Below are 19,071 nucleotides of genomic sequence, written 5' to 3' on the forward strand. Positions count from 1 at the left end.
CGCTCAGCCCATCAGTTCGAGAAGGCGTGCCAGATCGGCCCCGGCATCGTAATCGGCGGTGGGATGGCCAAGGCGCTCCTTCGCCCCCTGCCAGCGCGCCAGACCGGCGAGGTCCATGGCCCGGGCGGCGCGGGCCACGCCGTCCATCTCCACCCGATCGCCGTTGCAATGAAGAACCAGATCGCAGCCGGCGGCGAACGAACGCCGGGTGCGGTCCTCCATCGGCCCCTCCAGGGCCTTCATCGACAGGTCATCGGTCATCAGCAGGCCCGTGAAGCCACAGACCCCGCGAATGACCTGGGACACCACCTCGGCCGACAGCGTCGCCGGAGCGCCGGCGTCGATCGCGGTGTAAAGGATATGGGCGGTCATGGCGAAGGGCGCATCGGCCAGGGCCTTGAACGGCAGGAAATCGCTGGCGTCAAGCTCGGCAAGCGGGTTGTCAACCACCGGCAGCCGCAGATGGCTATCGGCATGGGCGCGGCCATGGCCGGGAATATGCTTGATCACCGGGAAAACCCCGCCGGCCAGCAAGCCTTGCGCCACGGCGGCGCCCAGGGCGGCGACCACGCCCGGATCGTCGGAATAGGCCCGGTCGCCCACGATGTCATCGGCCGCCGATTGGCGGACATCAAGCACCGGCAGGCAATCCGTATCGATGCCCAGCCCCCGCAATTCGTGGGCGATCAGCCGGGCGTTCAGCCTCGCGGCCTCGACCCCGGCTTCGCGGTCCCGACCATAGAGGGCGCCGAAGTCTTCGGCCGGCGGGATCTTGCGCCAATGGGGCGGGCCCAGGCGCTGCACCCGGCCGCCTTCCTGATCGATGAGGATCGGCGCATCATCGCGCCCGACGCAGGCCCGCAGGGCCTCCGTCAGGGCGCGGACCTGATCGGGGCTTTCGACATTGCGCCCGAACAGGATGAAGCCGAAGGGATCGATCTCGCGGAAAAAAGCGACTTCACGCGGACTAAGGGCGGGGCCGGACACGCCGAGAATAACGGCCAGAGGGGGATTAACGGACAATGATACAACTCTGATTACGGCTTTTAAGGGCGTCACACAGGGATTTGGCTTCGGCCGCGCTCGATACCGGACCGGCGCGAAGGCGGAAGAACAGGCCCTTTTCCTTGAGATCGGCCTTCTGCACATCGTGGGTCAGCGAGCCCAACAGGTCGCGGTGCTTGGTGACCAGCCCCTTCCAGGCGACCTCGGCGGCTTCGGCCGAGCGCAGGGCGGCAAGCTGGACGACAACCCCCGTCCCGCCGGCGGCCGGACGGATGGTGGGCAGCGAGGCGGTCTGATTGGCCGCGGCCGCCGGGGCGCTGGCCGTCGGGCGGGCCGGCGCCGGCGTCGGCGCGGTCAAAGGTTGCGGCTGACCAGCCGCCGGGGCGCGCGGCTGGCTTGGCGCGGCGGCGACGGCGGGCGGCGGAGCCGGGCGCACCGGCGCGGCCTGAACCGGCGGGGTCGGCACCGGTTGAACCGGGACCGGTTGAACCGGGACCGGCTGGATGGGCACCGGCTGAACCGGAACCGGCTGCACCGATTGGACGGGCGCCGGGGATGGCACGGGCTCCATCGGCACCGGCTGCACGGGCACCGGCGAAACGGCCTGCGGCTGTGGCACGGGCTCGGGCTGAACCGCCACGGGCGGCGTCATCGGCTGCTCGGGATCGGGCAGCAGCTTTTCGGTGGTCGCGTCGGCGGTCTTCTGATCCTCGTCCTCGCTGATCCGGTTGTAGACCAGCTTGTCGCGGTTCTCGACCTGCATGCCGCCCGGCTCTTCCGGCCGCGCCTTATAGGGCGTCGGATCGGCGCTGACCAAAGGAAGATCGGCGGGGGTGCCGGCGGTATCGGACGATCCGCCGCCCAGCAGGTACCAGGCGGCGATACCGGCGACCAACACGCCAAAAGCAATGCCGCCGATGATGGCGAACATGCCGCCGCGCCCACGCGGGGGCTCATCCTCGTCCTCAAGGTAATAATCGTCGGAGTCCCGGAGTTCCTCAGGGAGAAGATTGAGCAGCTGCTCGTCAAGATCGATGTCGTCTTCCCCACCGTCAGGACGTCGGCGCCTAATCACCATCAGCGCATCTCCTTTACCGGTTCAACTCCGAAGATTTCGAGACCAGACGCTATCACCGACGCCACCGCCTGGACAAGCGCGAGTCGTGCCAAACTGCGGGCTTCATCCGTTGGCAGCAGGAATCTCAGTTCGGCGTTATCGTTGCCACGGTTCCACAAACCATGGAAGGCCGCCGCCACCTCGCCCAGATAGAACGCCACGCGATGGGGTTCATGGGCCTCGGCGGCGCTTTCAACCAGTCGCGGCCAGCCCGCCAGCAGGCGGACCATGGCCATTTCCTCGTCGGCGTCGAGCAGATCGAGATCGGCGGTCGCCGCCAGGGCCGCGGCCGACAGATCGCGCCCCGGAAAGGTCTGGGCGGCGTGGCGGGCCACCGAACAGGCCCGGGCATGGGCGTATTGAACATAGAACACCGGATTGTCGCGGGTCTTCTCGGTCACCCGGGCGTAATCGAAATCCAGCGCCGCGTCGTTCTTGCGGGTCAGCATGATGAAGCGGACGACATCCTTGCCGACCTCGTCAACGACCTCGCGCAGGGTGATGAAGGTGCCCGCGCGCTTGGACATCTTCACCGGCTCGCCGTTATCAAGCAGCTTCACCAACTGCACCAGCTTGACGTCGAGCTCGGCCTCGCCGTTGGACACCGCCTTGACGGCGGCCTTCAGCCGTTTGACATAACCGCCATGATCGGCGCCCAGCACGTTGATCATGCCCAGGAAACCGCGTTTGAACTTGTCGTGGTGATAGGCGATGTCGCTGGCGAAATAGGTCCAGCTGCCATCGGATTTCTTCAAGGGGCGATCGACCTCGTCGCCAAAGCCGGTGGCGCGGAACAGGGTCTGCGGGCGCGGCTCCCAATCATCGGGGGTCTTGCCCTTGGGCGGCTCCAGGGTGCCGACATAGACCAGATCGCGGCTTTCCAGATCGGTCATCATCTCGTCGACCCGACCGGCGCGCACCAGCGCCTGCTCGGAGGTGAAGACATCATGGACGACGCCCAGCGCCGCCAGATCCTCCTTGATCAGCGCCAACATGCGCTCGATGCCGATGGCGCGGAAGGCCGGCAGCCAGTCGCTCTCGGCGACCGTCGTCCAGCGCGTGCCATCGGCTTGGGCGATATCGGCGGCCACCGGCACCAGATAATCGCCGCCGTATTCGATCTCGCGGGCGGCCAGCATGGCGGCGAAGGCCGCCTCGTCGAGATCGCCGACCGCCACCCGGTAGCGGGCATAAAGGGCGCGTGCCAGGGAATCGACCTGGGCGCCGGCGTCATTGACATAATATTCCCGGGTCACCGCCCAGCCGGCCTTGACCAGCAGGGCGGCCAGGGCATCGCCGAACACCGCGCCCCGCCCATGGCCGACATGCATCGGGCCGGTCGGATTGGCCGAAACGAATTCGACATTGACCGCCGCGCCCCGCCCCATGGTGGACGCGCCAAAGGCCGTGCCCAGGGTGAGAACCGTCTTCAGGGTCTTGCGCCAAATCTTTGGATCGAGACGCAGATTGATGAACCCCGGGCCGGCCGTCTCGGCGGCGACGATGCCATCGACCCCGACCAGCTTTTCAACCAGCATCTCGGCGACGGCGCGCGGCGCCAGACCGGCGGGCTTGGCCAGAACCATCGCGGCATTGGTCGCCATGTCGCCATGGGCGGCCTCGCGCGGCGGCTCCACGGCCACCCGTCCGGTCTCCAGGCCTTCGGGCAGGCGCCCCTCGGCCTGGAGGGCGGCGACCTGCGCCAGGACGGTTTCTTTTATGTCGTGAAAAACGTTCATGGTTTCACCGAAGGATCAAACAGTCTGGCATGTTCGTCCAGCGCGAAGCGGTCGGTCATGCCGGCGATGTAGTCGCAAACAACACGGGCGGTTTTGTGGCTGTGCGGGCGGGTGGTGCGGGCGCGCCAGTCATCGGGCAACAGCATCGGCTCTTCGACCAGCAGGCCGAACATCTCGCGAACGACGCGCCGCGCCTTGCTGGTCATCCGATTCACCCGGTAGTGACGATAAAGGGTGGGGAAAAGGAAACCTTTCAATCCGGCGTCCTTTTGGGCCATTTCTTCGCTGAAGGCAATCACCGGCGCATCCAGCGCCCGCACTTCGGCCGCCGACCCGGGGTTTTGCCGCTCCAGCCGCCGGGCGCTTTCGGCGCAGACGTCATCGACCATGGCGGTGATCACCCGGCGCACCGTTTCATGGATCGCCCGCGACGGTTCGATGCCGGGATAGCGATCAAGCACGTGGCGCAACAAGGGGCCGACCAGCGGGACCTCGATCACCGCCTCCAAGGGAAACAGACCGGCGCGCAGGCCATCGTCCAGATCATGGGCGTTATAGGCGATATCATCGGACAATGCCGCCACCTGGGCCTCGGGTCCGGCGAAGGACGAAAGCTCCAGGTCATGGCGGTCGACATACTCGAGGATGGCCGCGGGCAGGTCCTGGAGCGTCGCCTCCCCCGGGCGGATCAGCGGCCCGTTGTGCTTGACCAGCCCCTCCAGGGTTTCCCAGGTCAGATTGAGGCCGTCGAATTCGGCATAGCGCCGCTCCAGCTTGGTGACGATGCGCAGCGATTGGGCGTTATGGTCAAAGCCGTCATAGGCCGCCATGCAGTCCTTCAGCGCATCCTCGCCGGCATGGCCAAAGCAGGTGTGGCCCAGGTCATGGGCCAGGGCCAGGGCCTCGGCCAGATCCTCGTTGAGACCAAGAACCCGGCTGACCGAGCGGGCGATCTGCGAGACTTCCAGGCTATGGGTCAGGCGGGTGCGGTAATTCTCGCCGACCGAATTGACGAAGACCTGGGTCTTGTATTTCAGGCGGCGGAAGGCCGCCGAATGCAGCACGCGATCGCGGTCGCGCTGATGGGGCGAGCGCGTCGGCGACGACGCTTCGGGGTAAAGCCGGCCCCGGCTGGTCGCCGGATCGCTGGCATAGGGCGCGAGACTCGGGGATTTTGGGGTCCAGATGCTCATGGGCGCGAAAGTAGCCTTCCCTCCTCCATCAGGCAACGACAGGCTTTCCAGCCTTGGGCAAAACACCAGACCACAGGGCGGACTTGCGGCCGGCGCCGTCGCGCGCCTATCTAACCCATATAAACAAACCAGTCCCCGCCTTCGCCACCAAAGGATGACCGATGACCGATCAGCCCCCCCCTGCCGCCCCGTCCCCGGGCGCCGAGACGGCCGACATCCGCATTTCCGCCGCCGCCGCCGCGCGGATCCACGCCTTGATGGAGGCCGAGAACGACAGCGCCCTGATGCTGCGGGTCACCGTCTCGGGCGGCGGCTGCTCGGGATTTTCCTATGGCTTCGACCTGGAGCGCACCACCGCCGAAGATGATCTGCTGTTTGAGCAGCATGGCGTAAGGGTGGTGATCGACGAAGCCTCCCTCGACCTGCTGCACGGGTCCGAGATCGACTATACCGACGATCTGATGGCCGCCGCCTTCACCGTTCGCAATCCCAACGCCACCAGCACCTGCGGCTGCGGGACCTCGTTCTCGATTTAAGCGGCGGCCCTTTTAAACGAGGGGGGCGCCTTCACCGTTCGCAATCCCAATGCCACCAGCACCTGCGGCTGCGGGACCTCGTTCTCGATTTAAGCGGCGGCCCGGATCAGGCTAAACACTAGGGTTTGGGCTGGGGCTTGAGGGCGACGTGGTGGACCAGCACGCCGCAGGCGACGCGGCTTCCGGCGTTGCCGGCGGGCTGGCTGATGTAATCATCGGGCCCGGAATGGATGACGAAGGACGACCCGTCGGCGTCGAACAGGCTGTTGGCGACCCCCGGACGCAGGGTCACGTCATGGGTCAGAACACCGGCCGTCGCCTTGCCCCGGCCATCGGCCAGGATATTGGGCAGGTCCCCGGCATGGGGGCCGGCGGCGTTGTTCCAGCCATGGGCCTTGCCCGTCGGGTTGAAATGCCCGCCGGCGGTCTCGAATGTCACCGCCCGATCACAGACGCCCTTGTCATGGATATGGAAGCTATGAACCCCCGGGGTCAGGCCGGTCGCCACCAAGCCGATGCCAACCCCGCCCGAAGCCATTTCCGTCACCTGAATATGGCCGATCGTCTCGCCCTTGGTGTTGATCAGCATGGCCACGGCCTGCGGTGCCGGCCTCGTCGAGGTGATCGGCGGTCCGCCAAGCGGTGAATAAGCGGGTGGTCCGCCCATCCCGGGAGGGGGCGGAGCCACCGGCGTTCCCGGTGCGGCTCCCATCATGGGGTCGGCCGGCGGTGGCGGGGGATGGCCCGCCCCTTTGCCCTGGGCGCAGGCGCTTAGGGCGAGCGCCCCGCAGACGGCCAGGGTGGCAAAGGGAACGCGCCTGGGGAAACGATGGTTGGGCATGGGAGTCGTATCCTTCCCTTGGGGTGTGGGGGCCCCTTGTGGCCACCACATCCCCAACGGCTGACACGCCATTGGGTTCAGTCGCCCTTACCAATCCGGGCATCGCGCCCGTTCCCGGGCGTAATTCTCCGGGGTGTCCAGATCAAGATTGCGCCGGCGTTGCTCGGCGTTGAAGGTTTCAAGCAAGGGGTCGAACACCGCCCGCAGGCGTTCGACATGGGCCTCGCGCGCCTGGGCCATCGAGGCGACGCGCAGGGGATTGTTAAGGGCGATGGCCTGCAGGGCGGCGGCTTTGATCACCGGCAAGAACCCCTCGTAGCCTTGGCGATAGCGCGCGACATGGCCGTATTCGTGCTCGAGCGCCGTGCGAAAGGGGCAGCTGTCGCGGCGATACTCGCGGGCGACATAGACGGTAATCAGCGGATAACGCAGGCGAATCGACAGCTCCAACAAATAGGCGCAGACGCCGCCTTCGGCGATCGGCACGGCGCGCACCCTGGTGCTGTATTGGTAATCGAGTCGCGTATCGGTCAGCCCCACCGTATGGCCGACCGGCCGGCCGGCGGCCCCCGCCCTTTGGCGCAGCAAGGCGGCCAGATCCTCGCCCGATCGGGTGAAATTCTGGCGAACGGGACCAAACCCCGACACTAAAACCACCTTGGGCTGCTCACTGGCCGGCGCGCAGTCGCCGGCGGCCAGGGCCTGCGGCGGGGCCAGGGCCCAGAAAACCGCCAGGACCGGCACGACCATCCGCAGCGCGCGCCGCCCCACCGTGGTAAGAAGGGCCATCCGCCGGTTTCCTTTGTTCATGGACTATGGTTCGGAGTCCGTCCGTATGGTGAGTATCGCCACCTTCAACGTCAACAGCGTCAAGGCCCGCCTGCCCAACCTGCTCGACTGGCTGGGAACACGCTCTCCCGACGTCGCCTTGCTCCAGGAGATCAAATGCCTGGACGAGGCCTTTCCCCGCGCCGAGATCGAGGCCCTGGGCTACCGACTCGCCGTCCATGGCCAGAAAGCCTATAATGGCGTGGCCATTCTGTCGCGCCTGCCGCTGAGCGAGGTCACCGCCCGCCTGCCGGGACTCGATGGCGCCCCGGCCGAGGACGATGATCAGGCCCGCTACCTGGAAGCCGTGGTCGATGGCCGCTTCCGGGTCTGCTGCCTGTATCTGCCCAATGGCAATCCGGTCGAGGAGGACCGCAAGTTCGGCTACAAGCTGGCCTGGATGGATCGGCTGATCGTCCGCGCGACACATCTTATGCGCGACTTCCCCGATACACCCGTTATACTCGGGGGCGATTTCAACGTCTGTCCGGACGATCTCGACGTTTATGACCCCGCCGGCTGGGCCAATGACGCCCTGTGCCGCCCGGAAACCCGGCAACGCTTCCGCGCCCTTGTCTTCCTTGGCTATACCGATGCCCTGCGCGCCCTGAACCCCGGGGCGCCGCTTTTCACCTTTTGGGATTATCAAGCCGGCGCTTGGCAAAAGGATCACGGCCTGCGCATCGATCATCTGCTGCTTAATCCGGCAGCGGCGGACCGTTTGAGCGCCGCTGGCGTCGATCGCGCCACCCGCGGACACGCTAAGTCGAGCGATCATGCACCGTCTTGGGTGACGCTCGAGCTATAACCGGTTAAGATATGTGGATTAGCAACCATGGGGACGTGACCATGACAGAGTTTCCCACTCCTAAAAACCCGACCGCCACCGTGAAGCCCGCTTCGGAGCAGACCCGCAAGGTCGTAAACCTCATTTACATCCTGTTCGCCCTCGGGATGTTCATCCTCAGCTTCCCCTTCGCGGTGATCGGCGCGATTCTCGCCTATCATCGGCGCGAGGAGTTTGTTGGAACGGTTTATGAGAGCCACATCGAATGGCTTCTCCGCACCTTCGTGTTCACCGCCGGTGCTCTGGCTTTCGGCATCATCATGATCGCCGTCAAGGTCGGTTCGTTCTTCATTATCGTCGCCGCCGCCTACTTCATCTACCGGGTGCTGAAGGGCTTCTTGCTCTTCAATGAAGACAAGGCGATCGATAAGCCGCGCGAGCTGTACTAAGGCATCACGCGAATTCTGCGCCGCCGGGACTGTTCGTGGGGGTGAAGCGGATAGTCCCGGTGTTTATGGCCACGATGCTATAGGCAAACCCGCCTCTTCGGGTTCTTTCTTCGATGACCAGAATAACAAAACGCCCTCCGAATCGCTTCGGAGGGCGTTTTTTGTGGGACGTTTTTTTAAGATTTAGCGCTCGACCTGCGACACGTCGCGGACGGCGCCGCGATCGGCGCTGGTGGTCAGGGCCGCATAGGCGCGCAGGGCCGGAGAGACCGCCCGCTTGCGCGGTTTGGCCGGCTTCCATCCCGCGCGTCCCCGCGCCTCCATGGCGCTTCGCCGCGCCGCCAGCTCCTCGTCGGACAGGTCGACGACAATGCTGCGCGCCGGGATATCGATGACGATGATATCCCCCTCCTCGACCAGACCGATCGGCCCGCCAGCGGCGGCTTCCGGCGAGACATGGCCGATCGACAGGCCCGAGCTGCCGCCCGAGAAACGGCCATCGGTGACCAGGGCGCAGACCTTGCCCAGGCCGCGCGACTTCAGATAGCTGGTGGGATAAAGCATTTCCTGCATGCCCGGGCCGCCCTTGGGACCCTCATAGCGCACCAGCACGACGTCGCCGGCCTGAATTTCGCCGCCGAGAATACGCGCCACCGCCTCGTCCTGGCTTTCGCAGAGGCGGACGGTGCCTGTGAAGGTGAGGATCGAGGCGTCGACTCCGGCGGTTTTCACGATGCAGCCGTTGGGCGCCAGATTGCCATAGAGCACGGCCAGCCCGCCATCGCGGGAATAGGCGTGGTCGAGATCGCGGATGCAGCCGGTCTCGCGGTCATCGTCCAGGCTGTCCCACAGGCGGTCGGTGGAAAACGGCACGACGGTGCGCACGCCGCCGGGCGCCGCCCGAAAGAAGGCGCGCACCGCGTCGTCGACCGGCCGCCGGATATCCCAGTGATCAAGCGCCGCCTTCAGCGTCGGCGTATGCACCGTCGGCAGGTCCTCATGGAGCAGGCCGGCCCGCGACAACTCGCCCATGATGCCCATGACGCCGCCGGCGCGGTGAACATCCTCCATATAGAAGTCGGCCGTGCTTGGCGAAACCTTGCACAGATGGGGAATGCGCCGCGACAGCCGGTCGATATCGGCCATGGTGAAGGGCACCTCGCCCTCCTGGGCGGCGGCGAGCAGGTGGAGCACCGTATTGGTCGACCCGCCCATGGCGATATCGACGCTCATGGCGTTTTCAAAGGCCTTGAACGAGGCGATGGCGCGCGGCAGGGTGCTTTCGTCGTCGTGCTCATAGCGTCGCTTGGCCAGATCGACGATGCGCCGTCCGGCCTCCTCGAACAGCCCGCGCCGCGCCACATGGGTGGCCAGGGCGCTGCCATTGCCCGGCAGCGACAGCCCCAGGGCCTCGGTCAGGCAGTTCATCGAATTGGCGGTGAACATTCCCGAACACGAGCCGCAGGTCGGACAGGCCGAGCGCTCGATGGTCTCGACATCGGCATCCGAAACCTTGGCATCGCCGGCGACCACCATGGCGTCGATCAGATCGACGCTGCGTTCCGTGCCGCCCAACACCACCTTGCCCGCTTCCATCGGCCCGCCGGAGACGAAGATGGTCGGGATGTTCAGGCGCATCGCCGCCATCAGCATGCCCGGGGTGATCTTGTCGCAATTGGAAATGCACACCAGGGCGTCGGCGCAATGGGCGTTGACCATGTATTCGACCGCATCGGCGATCAGTTCGCGCGACGGCAGGCTATAGAGCATGCCGTCATGGCCCATGGCGATGCCGTCATCGACGGCGATGGTGTTGAATTCCTTGGCCACGCCACCGGCGGCGGCAATCTCGGCGGCCACCAATTGGCCCATGTCCTTCAGGTGGACATGGCCGGGCACGAATTGGGTGAAGGAATTGGCGATGGCGATGATCGGCTTGCCGAAATCCTCGTCCTTCATGCCAGTGGCGCGCCAAAGGCCACGGGCACCGGCCATCGTGCGCCCGTGGGTTGATGTGCGGGAACGGTATGGGGTCATTTGCCTTGAGCCTGTCTTGATCACCCGAAAAAATCCCCGACCGTCGGGGAGGGCGACTCTACTCCGCCGACCCCGGGTGGTCAAAGTACGAAGACGCCCCGGCCGCCTTACAGGAACGGCCGTCTTTGCGGCCGGCGGCGCGGATAGCAGGCCAACTCGCGCAGGTCGGCGAGATTGACAAGGTGGATGGTGCCCTGGGTCCAGCGAACGAAGCCGCGGTCCACCAGCTTGCGCAGGGTCTTGTTGGTATGAACCAGCGACAACCCCAAGACATCGGCCAAAAGCTGCTGGCTGAACGGCGCTTCGAAGGCGCCGTCCCGCACCTTTTCCAGAAGGGCCAGACGGTCATGGAGATAAAGCAGCACATAGGCCACCCGTTCGAGGGCGGTGCGCTGGCCGACCGAAAGCAAGTGCTCGCTGATCGCCTGCTCCTCGCGCGCCGTCAACCAGATCACGTCGAAGGCCAGACCGGCGCCCTCCTGGGCAAGCTCAAGGAAGCGCTCACGGGGAAAACAGCACACGCCCACCGGCGTCAACGTTTCCACCGAATGCTCCATCTCGGAAAACAAGCTGGCCTGCAGGCCGATCAGATCGCCCGGCAGCACGAAATTGAGGACTTGCCGGCGACCATCCTCCAAAAGCTTATAGCGGATCGCCCAGCCGCTTCTCACCGTATAGACGAAAGCGCTGTTCTCGCCCTCGTGTAACAGGGTGGTGCCGGCGGAAAGTTCCTGATCGGCAACCTTGAAGCCCTTGATAAACGACATTTCCTCCTCGGAAAAGGCGCGAACCGAAGATAGCTTTCGCAAGGGGCACGTTTCGCAAGAAGTAGATACGAAAGATCGTATCGGCTTTTTTAGGGCGGTCTTCAGCTCCCCGTCTTCCGTGGGTGTCAACACCGGGCGTCCTCCTGGGAAATTCTTGATTTTTTATGTCTTAGTTTAATGTCGGCATCGAAAATTGGGCTCAGCATGGCTGACTTCTTCTTTGGATCCCTGTCGGCCTCCAAAGATTTTTCCAGTCTCCAGGCTCCAGGACGTCCATGTTTCCTTCGATCCCCCGTCCCCCTTCCAAACCGCCCGCCGTTCTGGTGGTCGAAGATGATCCTATCATCGGTCTCGACCTCTGCGAAACATTCACCGATCTTGGCTACGTGTCCATTCACAATGCCACAAGCGCTTCTCAAGCATTGAGCATTCTTGAGACCCAGCCGATCGCCCTGGCGGTGCTTGATTACGTCTTGGAACGCGGAGCGACCAGCTTGCCCGTTGCCGATACTCTTCTTGTCCGGTCAATTCCATATCTTTTTATTACCGGGGTATCGGATTACGACGGATTTGGTAAAGGCATTCCCTTCCGTCATGCGACGGCGCCGCGGATCGAAAAGCCCTTCGTCCCCACCACCTTGAAGGCCACCCTCCTGCTCTTGCTCCGGGGCCGTCCCCACCTGCTTCCGGCCGCCGGCACCACCTTGGAATAATGAAAAGACCGAGTCTCATCCCCTTATTTTGATTAAGGTCAAAGCGCTTCCTAGAGCAATTCCAATATTGTTGCGGGACCGCCTGAAGGCTCTGACGATGCTGTTTCGGGCGGTCCCAAAGCGCTCGAGGAGGAGCTTCCATTATGCAGCGTCTTTTAAGGATCACGGCGGCTTGCGCCCTGACCCTCGCCGTGGCCGGCCCGGCCTTCGCCGCCGATGATCTGCGGGCCAAGGCCAAAGAGGTCTTCGAGGTCATCCCGACGTCGGTTCCCGAAATCAAGGGGAACGCCATCACCCCGGCCCGCATCGAGCTTGGCCGCAAGCTTTTCTTCGATCCGCGCCTGTCGCGCAGCGGCCTCATCTCCTGCAACACCTGCCACAACCTGGGCATGGGCGGGGATGACAATCTTGAAACCTCGATCGGCCACGGCTGGCAAAAGGGACCGCGCAACGCGCCGACCGTTCTGAACGCCGTGTTCAACATCGCCCAGTTCTGGGACGGCCGCGCCGAAGACCTGCGCACCCAGGCCAAGGGCCCCGTGCAGGCCGGCGTCGAGATGGCCAGCACGCCCGAACGCGTCGTCGCCACCTTGAAGTCGATGCCCGAATACGTCGCCGACTTCAAAGCGGCCTTCCGCGACGATCCCGATCCGGTCAGCTTCGACAACATGGCCAAGGCGATCGAGATCTACGAAGCCACGCTGATCACCCCCGACAGCAAGTTCGACAAATGGCTCGCCGGCGACGACGCCAGCATGACCAAGCTGGAAACCGCCGGGCTGTCGCTGTTCCTCGATAAGGGCTGCGCGGCCTGTCACAACGGCGTCAACATTGGCGGCAACGGCTATTATCCGTTCGGCGTGGTCGAACAGCCGGGCGCCGATATCCTGCCCGTCGCCGACAAGGGCCGCTTCGCCGTGACCAAGACGGCCACCGAGGAATATGTCTTCCGCGCCGGCCCCTTGCGCAACATCGCCCTCACCGCCCCCTACTTCCATTCGGGCAAGGTGTGGGATCTCGAGCAGGCGGTGGCGGTGATGGGATCGTCCCAGCTTGGCGAAACCCTGAGCGAGTCCGACGTGAAGGCGATCACCGCCTTCCTGACCACCCTCACCGGCGTCATGCCCAAGGTGGAGTATCCGATCCTGCCCGTCAGCACCCGCGAAACGCCCAAGCCCGAAGGCATGTAAGACGCCATCCCGCTCTTAATCGACGGATAGCAAAGCAAGGCGGCCCCCGTGGGCCGCCTTCGCCTATTCCATCCGACGACGAAAGAGCCAGGCGGCGGCGCCCAGGGTGACCACGGCGATGGCCGCCAAAGGAACGACATTGGCGATCACCTCGGTCAAAGCCAGATCCTTTAAGAACAGCCCTTTGACGATCACCAGATAATAGCGCAGCGGATCAAGCCGGGTCAGCGGCTGGAGCCATTCGGGCATGTTGTCGATTGGCGAGGCGAACCCCGACAACAAGACCATCGGCACCATCAGCATAAAAGCCCCAAGGATCGCTTGCTGCTGGGTCATGGACAGCGCCGAGATGAACAGACCAAGCCCGACGACCGCCGCCAGATAGACAACCGAACTGCCATAAAGAACAAAAAGTGAACCGCGAAACGGAATCTCGAAAACGAAAATCGAAACCACCAGAAAAGCCGTGATATGGGCCAAACCGATGAGGATGGGCGGGATCATCTTCCCCGCCAGAATCTCGTGGGTCCGCAAGGGCGAGACCATAAGCTGATCGAAGGTGCCGAATTCCCGTTCGCGGGCGATCGAGAGCGCCGTGACCACCAGCCCGGTCAGCAGGGCGATAATGGCGACCAGCCCGGGCACCATCGCCCATTGGGAAAGCAGGTTGGGATTGAACCAACTGCGGGCGATAACGGTGGGCGCCTTCGCCTCCGTCCGTCGGCCGCGCGGGGTTTCGGCGGCGAGATCAGCCACGATCTGATTGAGATAGCCGGCCACGATCTGCGCGGCGTTCGAGCGCCGACCATCGAGAAGGATCTGCACCGTTGCCGGTCGACCGGCTTCGATATCGCGCGAGAACGCGGGTCCGATTTCAACGGCCGCCAGAACCCGTTGCCCATCGATCGCGGCGCGCACCTGCGCCGGATCCCCCGTGATGAGAATGCGCCCGATCGTCGGCGTTCCGTCGAGGCGCTGAACCAGCTCCCATCCCCAGCCGCCAGAATCCCGGTTCAGCAGAATGATATCGGCGTTCTTGACCTCCAAAGTCGTCGCATAGGAAAAGACGAAAAGCTGGAGCAGCGGCGGGACGATCAGGATCATCCGACCTTTCGGATCGCGCAAAATCGCCAGGAATTCCTTGACGATCAACGCTTTGAGCCGCGTTCCTCCGCCCATCTCAACCAATCCTCTTGCGGGTATTGACCAGGGCAAGGGCAAAAAACACCGCCCCGATCCCCAAGGTGATCGCGATATTTTGTAGAAACATCGGCCAGATATCCCCGGCGAGAAACACCGTCTGCAGGCTGGGAATCACATAGCGCGCGGCGACGATCGTAGTGATCGCCTGGATCAGTCGCGGCATGGAGTCGATTTCGAACAGAAATCCCGAAAGCATGAACGACGGCAGGAAAGCCGAGATCAGCGCCAACTGCGAGGCGAGAAACTGGTTCTTCGTCACCGCCGAAATCACCAACCCCTGGCCAAGGGCCGGCAGCAGAAAGATCGCCGAGATCATATAAAGCGCCAGCACCGAGCCGCGGAACGGCACACCGAAGGCGAAAACGGCCAGCAAGACGCAAAGCGTCATCGAAATCAGCCCCAGGAAAAAATAGGGCAGCACCTTTCCCACCAATAACTCCAAGGCGGTGACCGGCGTCGCCATCATCGCCTCCATTGTTCCGCGTTCCCACTCGCGGGCGACGACCAGGGAGGTCAACAAGGTGCCAACCAGGGTCATGACGATGACGATTGATCCCGGAACCAGGAAGTTGCGGCTTTCCAGTTCGGGATTGAACCAGTAGCGCTGTTCGATGGCGATGGCCGGAGCGGCGGCCTTGGCGTCGCCGGCGCTTATCCGGCTCCAGGTCTCGACGACGCCTTTGGCGTAGTTCTGAACGAAATTCGCCGTATTGGGATCGGAGCCGTCGACGATGACCTGAAGGGCGGGCCGCGCCTGCGTCGCCTGATCGGCCGCGAAGGTCGCCGGGATCACCACGATGCCCTTCAGCCGACCGGCGACCAGATCGTCTTCAAAGGGGCGGCGGTCATACCCCCGGGTGACCTCGAAATAGCGCGATCCTTGAAAACTGGCGGCCAGATCCTGGGTCAGAGGGGTCGGGCTTTCGACCACCAGCCCGATCTTCGTCCGCTTGGCATCAAGCGAAACGGCGAAGCCGAAGAGAAAGATCAGAATGAAAGGCAGGACGAAGGCGATCAGGATGCTGCTTGGATCGCGCAGGATCTGAAACACCTCCTTGCGCACCAGGGCAAGGAAGCGCCGGCGTCCCAGAGACCCGCGAAGGCTCATGATTGCCCCCCCGCCCCCGAGGCGCCGATCAGGGCGATGAAGGCGTCCTCCATCGTCGGGTCGGGCGCCTCGGGCGTGGCGACCCGCGCCTTCAATGCCCCCGGGGATCCAAGCGCGATGGAGCGGCCATGGTAGATCAAGGCGATGCGGTCGCAATACTCGGCCTCGTCCATGAAATGGGTGGTGACCAGCACGGTGATGCCCTTTTCGACCAAGGCGTTGATATGGGTCCAGAATTCCCGCCGGGTGATCGGATCGACCCCCGAGGTCGGCTCATCAAGGAACAGGGCGGCGGGTTCGTGGATCACCGCGCAGGCCAGGGCCAAGCGTTGCTTGATCCCCAAAGGAAGGTCCTTGGCCGACATCGCGCCATAAGGTCCGAAATCGAAGACCTCGCCCAAAAGGGCGATGCGCTCAGTCTTGTGGGCGCCGGCCAGACCATAGACCCCGGCGAAGAACTCCAGGTTCTGGGCAACGCTAAGATCGCCATAAAGCGAGAACTTCTGCGCCATATAGCCCAATTGATTGCGCGCCTGGGCGCTCTCGCGGCGCAAATCATAGCCCGAGACCCGGCCCTCCCCCGCCGTCGGCTTCAACAGGCCGCAGAGCATCTTGAACGTGGTCGATTTTCCCGCGCCATTGGGTCCAAGCAGTCCGAAAATCTGACCGCGCGGAATGGCGAAGGTGATGTCGTCGGCCGCCGTGAAATCGCCAAAGCGCTTGGTCAGGCCATGGGCCTCGATCACCGGCTTGGGGTCGGTGGTATCAAGGGTGCGCGCCACCTCGGCCAGCTTCGATCGCCCGCCCGGCCCACCGCCAAGCATGTCGACAAAGGCATCCTCGAAGCGGGGGCTGGTCGGCTTGGCGCTGAGGGCCCCGGCGTCAAGCCCGGCGATCGCCCTGTCGATCAGGGCCGCCGGCCTGTCTCCGGGGCCGACGACGATGCGCATCGCCTCGCCTTGAATAACACCATCCATCACCTCGGAGCGCTCGAGCAGCCGGGCGAGGATCGGCCGCCGCCGCCCGCTGATCCCGGTGATCTTGAACACCCGTCCCGTGACCCGCTCCCTCATGTCCGCGGGTGGTCCGGCAAACAACAGCTTTCCGCCGTTGAGCAGCAAAACCCGGTCGCAGGCTTCGGCCTCCTCAAGATAAGCCGTCGACCAGACCACGCCGGTGCCGTCCTTGGTGAGATCCCTGACCATCGCCCACAGATCGCGCCGTGAAATCGGATCGACGCCGACGCCCGGCTCATCAAGAAGCAGCAAGCGGGGCTTTTTCAGCAGCGCGCAGGCCAATCCAAGTTTTTGCTTCATCCCGCCCGACAATTTGCCCGCCAAGCGACCGGTAAAGCGCGCGAGATCGGTAAAGCGAAGAAGCTCGGCAAAGGCCGCCGGACGGTCGACCAAGGCAAGGCCGCGCATATCGGCGTAAAGATCGAGGTTTTCCTGGACGGACAAATCCTCGTAAAGCCCGAATCTTTGGGGCATATAGCCGATCTGGGCTTGGAGTCCGGCCGGCTCGCGTCGGGTATCGAAGCCTAAAACTTCGATCGACCCGGAATCGGGCACCATAAGGCCGGTCATCAGGCGCAGTAAGGTGGTTTTGCCCGCGCCATCGGGACCGACCAGACCGGTGATTTCGCCGCCGCCGACCCGGCCCGACAGGTGATCAAGCGCCGGCGCCGCCGACCCAAAGCGCTTGCTGACATCGGAAAGGCGAATGCAGTCCTCGGACATGGCACAGTCTCCGCCAACGGCATCGGGTAAAAAACGCGGATCACCGCGGGGACGGCGAGGAACTCGGCAAAGCCTGCGGGCTCCCCGGGGGAGCGAGGCGAAGAGTGACGGGCATTCCCTGACGCAAGCCGTCATCGGCCTGGGCGATGACCACGCGCAGGCGATAGACCAGATCCGTGCGCAGATCGGGGGTTTCAACGGTTTTCGGGGTGAACTCGGCGACCGGCGAGATGAAGCCGACGGTTCCCCGGTAGGGCTTGTGGGGAGCACCGTCGGTCAAGACCTCGACGGGCAAGCCCGGATAGACGCGGCCAAGATTGCTTTCGGACACATAGGCCCTGACCCAGACCGGAGCCTTCAGCGACATCACATAGACGATGTCACCCGAGGCGACGATCGCCCCGGGTTCGCGCACCCGCGACAGAATGACCCCATCGGCCGGAGCCTTGAGCTCGGTATCACGGCGGGCGGTTCTCGCCGAGGATAAATCGGCTTGGGCCGCCAGCAAGCTGGCGCGGGCGGCGGCGATATCCTCGGCCCGGGTTCCTTCCTCAAGCAGCCTCAAGGCCTCCCGGGCGGCATCGACACGGGCGAGGGCCACGCCTCTTTGCGCCTGGGCGTGATCAAACAGGCTGCGTGACACCGCGCCGCTTGGCAAAAGCTTGTCGGCCTTGTCGAAATCCTGGCGGGCATAGGTCAAATTGGCCAAGTGTTCCGCATAAACGGCTTTAGCCTGGGCGATTTCGGCCGGGCGCGGACCGGCGACACGCTTGTCCAAGCTGGCCTGTCGTTCGCCAACCCCCGCCTCGGCAGCGCGCACCGCGTCGTCATAAGGCGCGACGTCAAGGCGGGCGAGAACCGTTCCCTCCGTAACGAAATCGCCTTCATCGACCATCGCCTGATCGATGCGACCACTCACCCGAAAGCCCAGTTGCACCTGACGGATATCGACATTGCCATACAGGGTCAGCCGATCCTCGCCCTCCCCGCCCCAGCCCAGACGCCTAGGGATGTCCCCCCAAACGGCGAGCCCGCCGCCCAAGATCACCAGACCAAGAACGCCGCCCAGCAGTCGCTTTTTCATTCCCGCCTCTCCCTTGGCCCGATCGATGCGACAAGATCCCCGGCCAGATCGGCGACCACGGCGGCCTCGCGGGCGCCGATGGTCGGCCAGTCAAGGTGGGTCAGGGCGGCGGCATGGGCGACGCGGAACACGAGAACGCCGCCCATCAGCGATACCGTGCGCAGACGGACCGACTCCGATACCGGATCCTCGTCCAGCAGAACGCCGACCAATCGCCCCGCCAGATCGAGAACGGGCTTCATCACCGTGCCGTAAATCTGGCGAAAGGCTTCGGTTGGTTCCATCTGCTCGCGGATCAGGAAGCGCGCCCAAGGCTCGGACTCCTTGCTTACGAAAAGCCCGGCCATCGTCTGAACCACGTCGGTCAGCAGAACCCGGGCCTCCGCGGGATCGATCGGCCGCCCCATCGCGGTCGCCTCATCAAGGCGGGCGGCGATACGCGCCCGTCTGTCGGCCAGTCGGGCGGCGATGGCGTCGGCGATGGCGCCGGCGGTTTCGCGGTAAAGCCCCTCCTTGCCACCAAAATAATAGGGAATGGCCTGAAGATTGACCCCGGCGGCATCGGCCAAAGCCCGCGTCGAGGTGCCATCGAACCCCCGGCGGCCAAACAGGTCCAAAGCCGCCGTCAACAGCTTTTCGCGCGTCACCTCGCCTTGGTCGCCACGGGATTTCCGAAGGTCGGCCATCGTCAAACCACTCCCTTGCTGTCCTGGGGATCAATGTAATTCATTCGAC

At 64.2% G+C, this 19,071-nt stretch carries 18 protein-coding genes; 5 read left to right on the plus strand and 13 right to left on the minus strand.

Annotated features, from left to right (window positions below):
* Positions 1 to 3: 3 nt before the first annotated feature.
* From nagZ to RRU_RS09240, 4 genes are read right to left on the minus strand one after another with little or no spacing between them, the layout of a single operon-like run.
* Positions 4 to 1,023, minus strand: a complete 1,020-nt coding sequence (gene nagZ / locus RRU_RS09225) for a beta-N-acetylhexosaminidase (RefSeq protein ID WP_011389530.1) — start codon at positions 1,021 to 1,023, stop codon at positions 4 to 6.
* Positions 1,013 to 2,083, minus strand: coding sequence for an SPOR domain-containing protein (locus RRU_RS20010; RefSeq protein WP_011389531.1), 1,071 nt, complete (start codon positions 2,081 to 2,083; stop codon positions 1,013 to 1,015). Before RRU_RS20010 ends, nagZ begins: the two co-directional genes overlap by 11 nt.
* Complete coding sequence (argS, locus tag RRU_RS09235) at positions 2,083 to 3,861, minus strand: arginine--tRNA ligase (RefSeq protein ID WP_011389532.1); 1,779 nt, start codon at positions 3,859 to 3,861, stop codon at positions 2,083 to 2,085. The genes RRU_RS20010 and argS overlap by 1 nt, the downstream gene beginning before the upstream one ends.
* A complete protein-coding gene (locus RRU_RS09240) occupies positions 3,858 to 5,054 on the minus strand; it encodes a deoxyguanosinetriphosphate triphosphohydrolase (RefSeq protein WP_011389533.1) in 1,197 nt (398 codons plus the stop codon). Before RRU_RS09240 ends, argS begins: the two co-directional genes overlap by 4 nt.
* A gap of 161 nt (positions 5,055 to 5,215) precedes the next feature.
* Here RRU_RS09240 and erpA point away from each other — a divergent pair, with 161 nt between their 5' ends.
* The gene (gene erpA / locus RRU_RS09245; protein WP_011389534.1) at positions 5,216 to 5,590 is read left to right on the plus strand and encodes an iron-sulfur cluster insertion protein ErpA; all 375 of its coding nucleotides are present in this window, start codon (positions 5,216 to 5,218) and stop codon (positions 5,588 to 5,590) included.
* A gap of 118 nt (positions 5,591 to 5,708) precedes the next feature.
* Here the strand turns inward: erpA and RRU_RS09255 are convergent, their stop codons facing one another.
* Positions 5,709 to 6,431, minus strand: coding sequence for a superoxide dismutase family protein (locus tag RRU_RS09255; protein ID WP_237703857.1), 723 nt, complete (start codon positions 6,429 to 6,431; stop codon positions 5,709 to 5,711).
* Between the two features lie 87 nt (positions 6,432 to 6,518).
* On the minus strand, positions 6,519 to 7,220 hold the full coding sequence (locus tag RRU_RS09260) for a hypothetical protein (RefSeq protein WP_011389536.1): 702 nt from the start codon (positions 7,218 to 7,220) through the stop codon (positions 6,519 to 6,521).
* Between the two features lie 46 nt (positions 7,221 to 7,266).
* Between RRU_RS09260 and RRU_RS09265 the strand changes: the two genes are divergently transcribed.
* Both RRU_RS09265 and RRU_RS09270 read left to right on the plus strand, forming a co-directional pair.
* Positions 7,267 to 8,067, plus strand: a complete 801-nt coding sequence (locus RRU_RS09265) for an exodeoxyribonuclease III (RefSeq protein WP_011389537.1) — start codon at positions 7,267 to 7,269, stop codon at positions 8,065 to 8,067.
* A gap of 41 nt (positions 8,068 to 8,108) precedes the next feature.
* Positions 8,109 to 8,495 (plus strand): DUF4870 family protein, encoded by a 387-nt coding sequence (locus RRU_RS09270; RefSeq protein WP_011389538.1) that lies wholly within the window; start codon positions 8,109 to 8,111, stop codon positions 8,493 to 8,495.
* A 183-nt stretch (positions 8,496 to 8,678) separates the two neighbouring features.
* On the opposite strand, the gene ilvD is transcribed toward RRU_RS09270, so the two are convergent.
* Together ilvD and RRU_RS09280 are read right to left on the minus strand one after the other, a co-directional pair.
* On the minus strand, positions 8,679 to 10,532 hold the full coding sequence (gene ilvD / locus RRU_RS09275) for a dihydroxy-acid dehydratase (protein WP_014626247.1): 1,854 nt from the start codon (positions 10,530 to 10,532) through the stop codon (positions 8,679 to 8,681).
* A 107-nt stretch (positions 10,533 to 10,639) separates the two neighbouring features.
* Complete coding sequence (locus RRU_RS09280; protein WP_014626248.1) at positions 10,640 to 11,299, minus strand: Crp/Fnr family transcriptional regulator; 660 nt, start codon at positions 11,297 to 11,299, stop codon at positions 10,640 to 10,642.
* A gap of 275 nt (positions 11,300 to 11,574) precedes the next feature.
* Here RRU_RS09280 and RRU_RS09285 point away from each other — a divergent pair, with 275 nt between their 5' ends.
* Both RRU_RS09285 and RRU_RS09290 read left to right on the plus strand, forming a co-directional pair.
* Positions 11,575 to 12,012, plus strand: a complete 438-nt coding sequence (locus tag RRU_RS09285; protein ID WP_011389541.1) for a response regulator — start codon at positions 11,575 to 11,577, stop codon at positions 12,010 to 12,012.
* Positions 12,013 to 12,155: 143 nt separating this feature from the next.
* The gene (locus RRU_RS09290; RefSeq protein WP_011389542.1) at positions 12,156 to 13,202 is read left to right on the plus strand and encodes a cytochrome-c peroxidase; all 1,047 of its coding nucleotides are present in this window, start codon (positions 12,156 to 12,158) and stop codon (positions 13,200 to 13,202) included.
* Positions 13,203 to 13,265: 63 nt separating this feature from the next.
* On the opposite strand, the gene RRU_RS09295 is transcribed toward RRU_RS09290, so the two are convergent.
* The 5 genes from RRU_RS09295 to RRU_RS09315 are packed head-to-tail and all read right to left on the minus strand — an operon-like array spanning position 13,266 to position 19,022.
* Positions 13,266 to 14,381: an ABC transporter permease gene (locus tag RRU_RS09295; protein ID WP_011389543.1), complete on the minus strand. Its 1,116-nt coding sequence runs from the start codon at positions 14,379 to 14,381 to the stop codon at positions 13,266 to 13,268.
* Position 14,382: 1 nt separating this feature from the next.
* The gene (locus RRU_RS09300; RefSeq protein ID WP_011389544.1) at positions 14,383 to 15,513 is read right to left on the minus strand and encodes an ABC transporter permease; all 1,131 of its coding nucleotides are present in this window, start codon (positions 15,511 to 15,513) and stop codon (positions 14,383 to 14,385) included.
* Positions 15,510 to 17,252, minus strand: coding sequence for an ATP-binding cassette domain-containing protein (locus RRU_RS09305; protein ID WP_011389545.1), 1,743 nt, complete (start codon positions 17,250 to 17,252; stop codon positions 15,510 to 15,512). The genes RRU_RS09300 and RRU_RS09305 overlap by 4 nt, the downstream gene beginning before the upstream one ends.
* A 40-nt stretch (positions 17,253 to 17,292) precedes the next feature.
* On the minus strand, positions 17,293 to 18,336 hold the full coding sequence (hlyD, locus tag RRU_RS09310) for a secretion protein HlyD (RefSeq protein WP_011389546.1): 1,044 nt from the start codon (positions 18,334 to 18,336) through the stop codon (positions 17,293 to 17,295).
* The gene (locus RRU_RS09315; RefSeq protein WP_011389547.1) at positions 18,333 to 19,022 is read right to left on the minus strand and encodes a DUF1956 domain-containing protein; all 690 of its coding nucleotides are present in this window, start codon (positions 19,020 to 19,022) and stop codon (positions 18,333 to 18,335) included. Before RRU_RS09315 ends, hlyD begins: the two co-directional genes overlap by 4 nt.
* Between the last annotated feature and the right edge of the window lie 49 nt (positions 19,023 to 19,071).

This window comes from Rhodospirillum rubrum ATCC 11170 (assembly GCF_000013085.1).
Lineage (GTDB): Bacteria > Pseudomonadota > Alphaproteobacteria > Rhodospirillales > Rhodospirillaceae > Rhodospirillum > Rhodospirillum rubrum.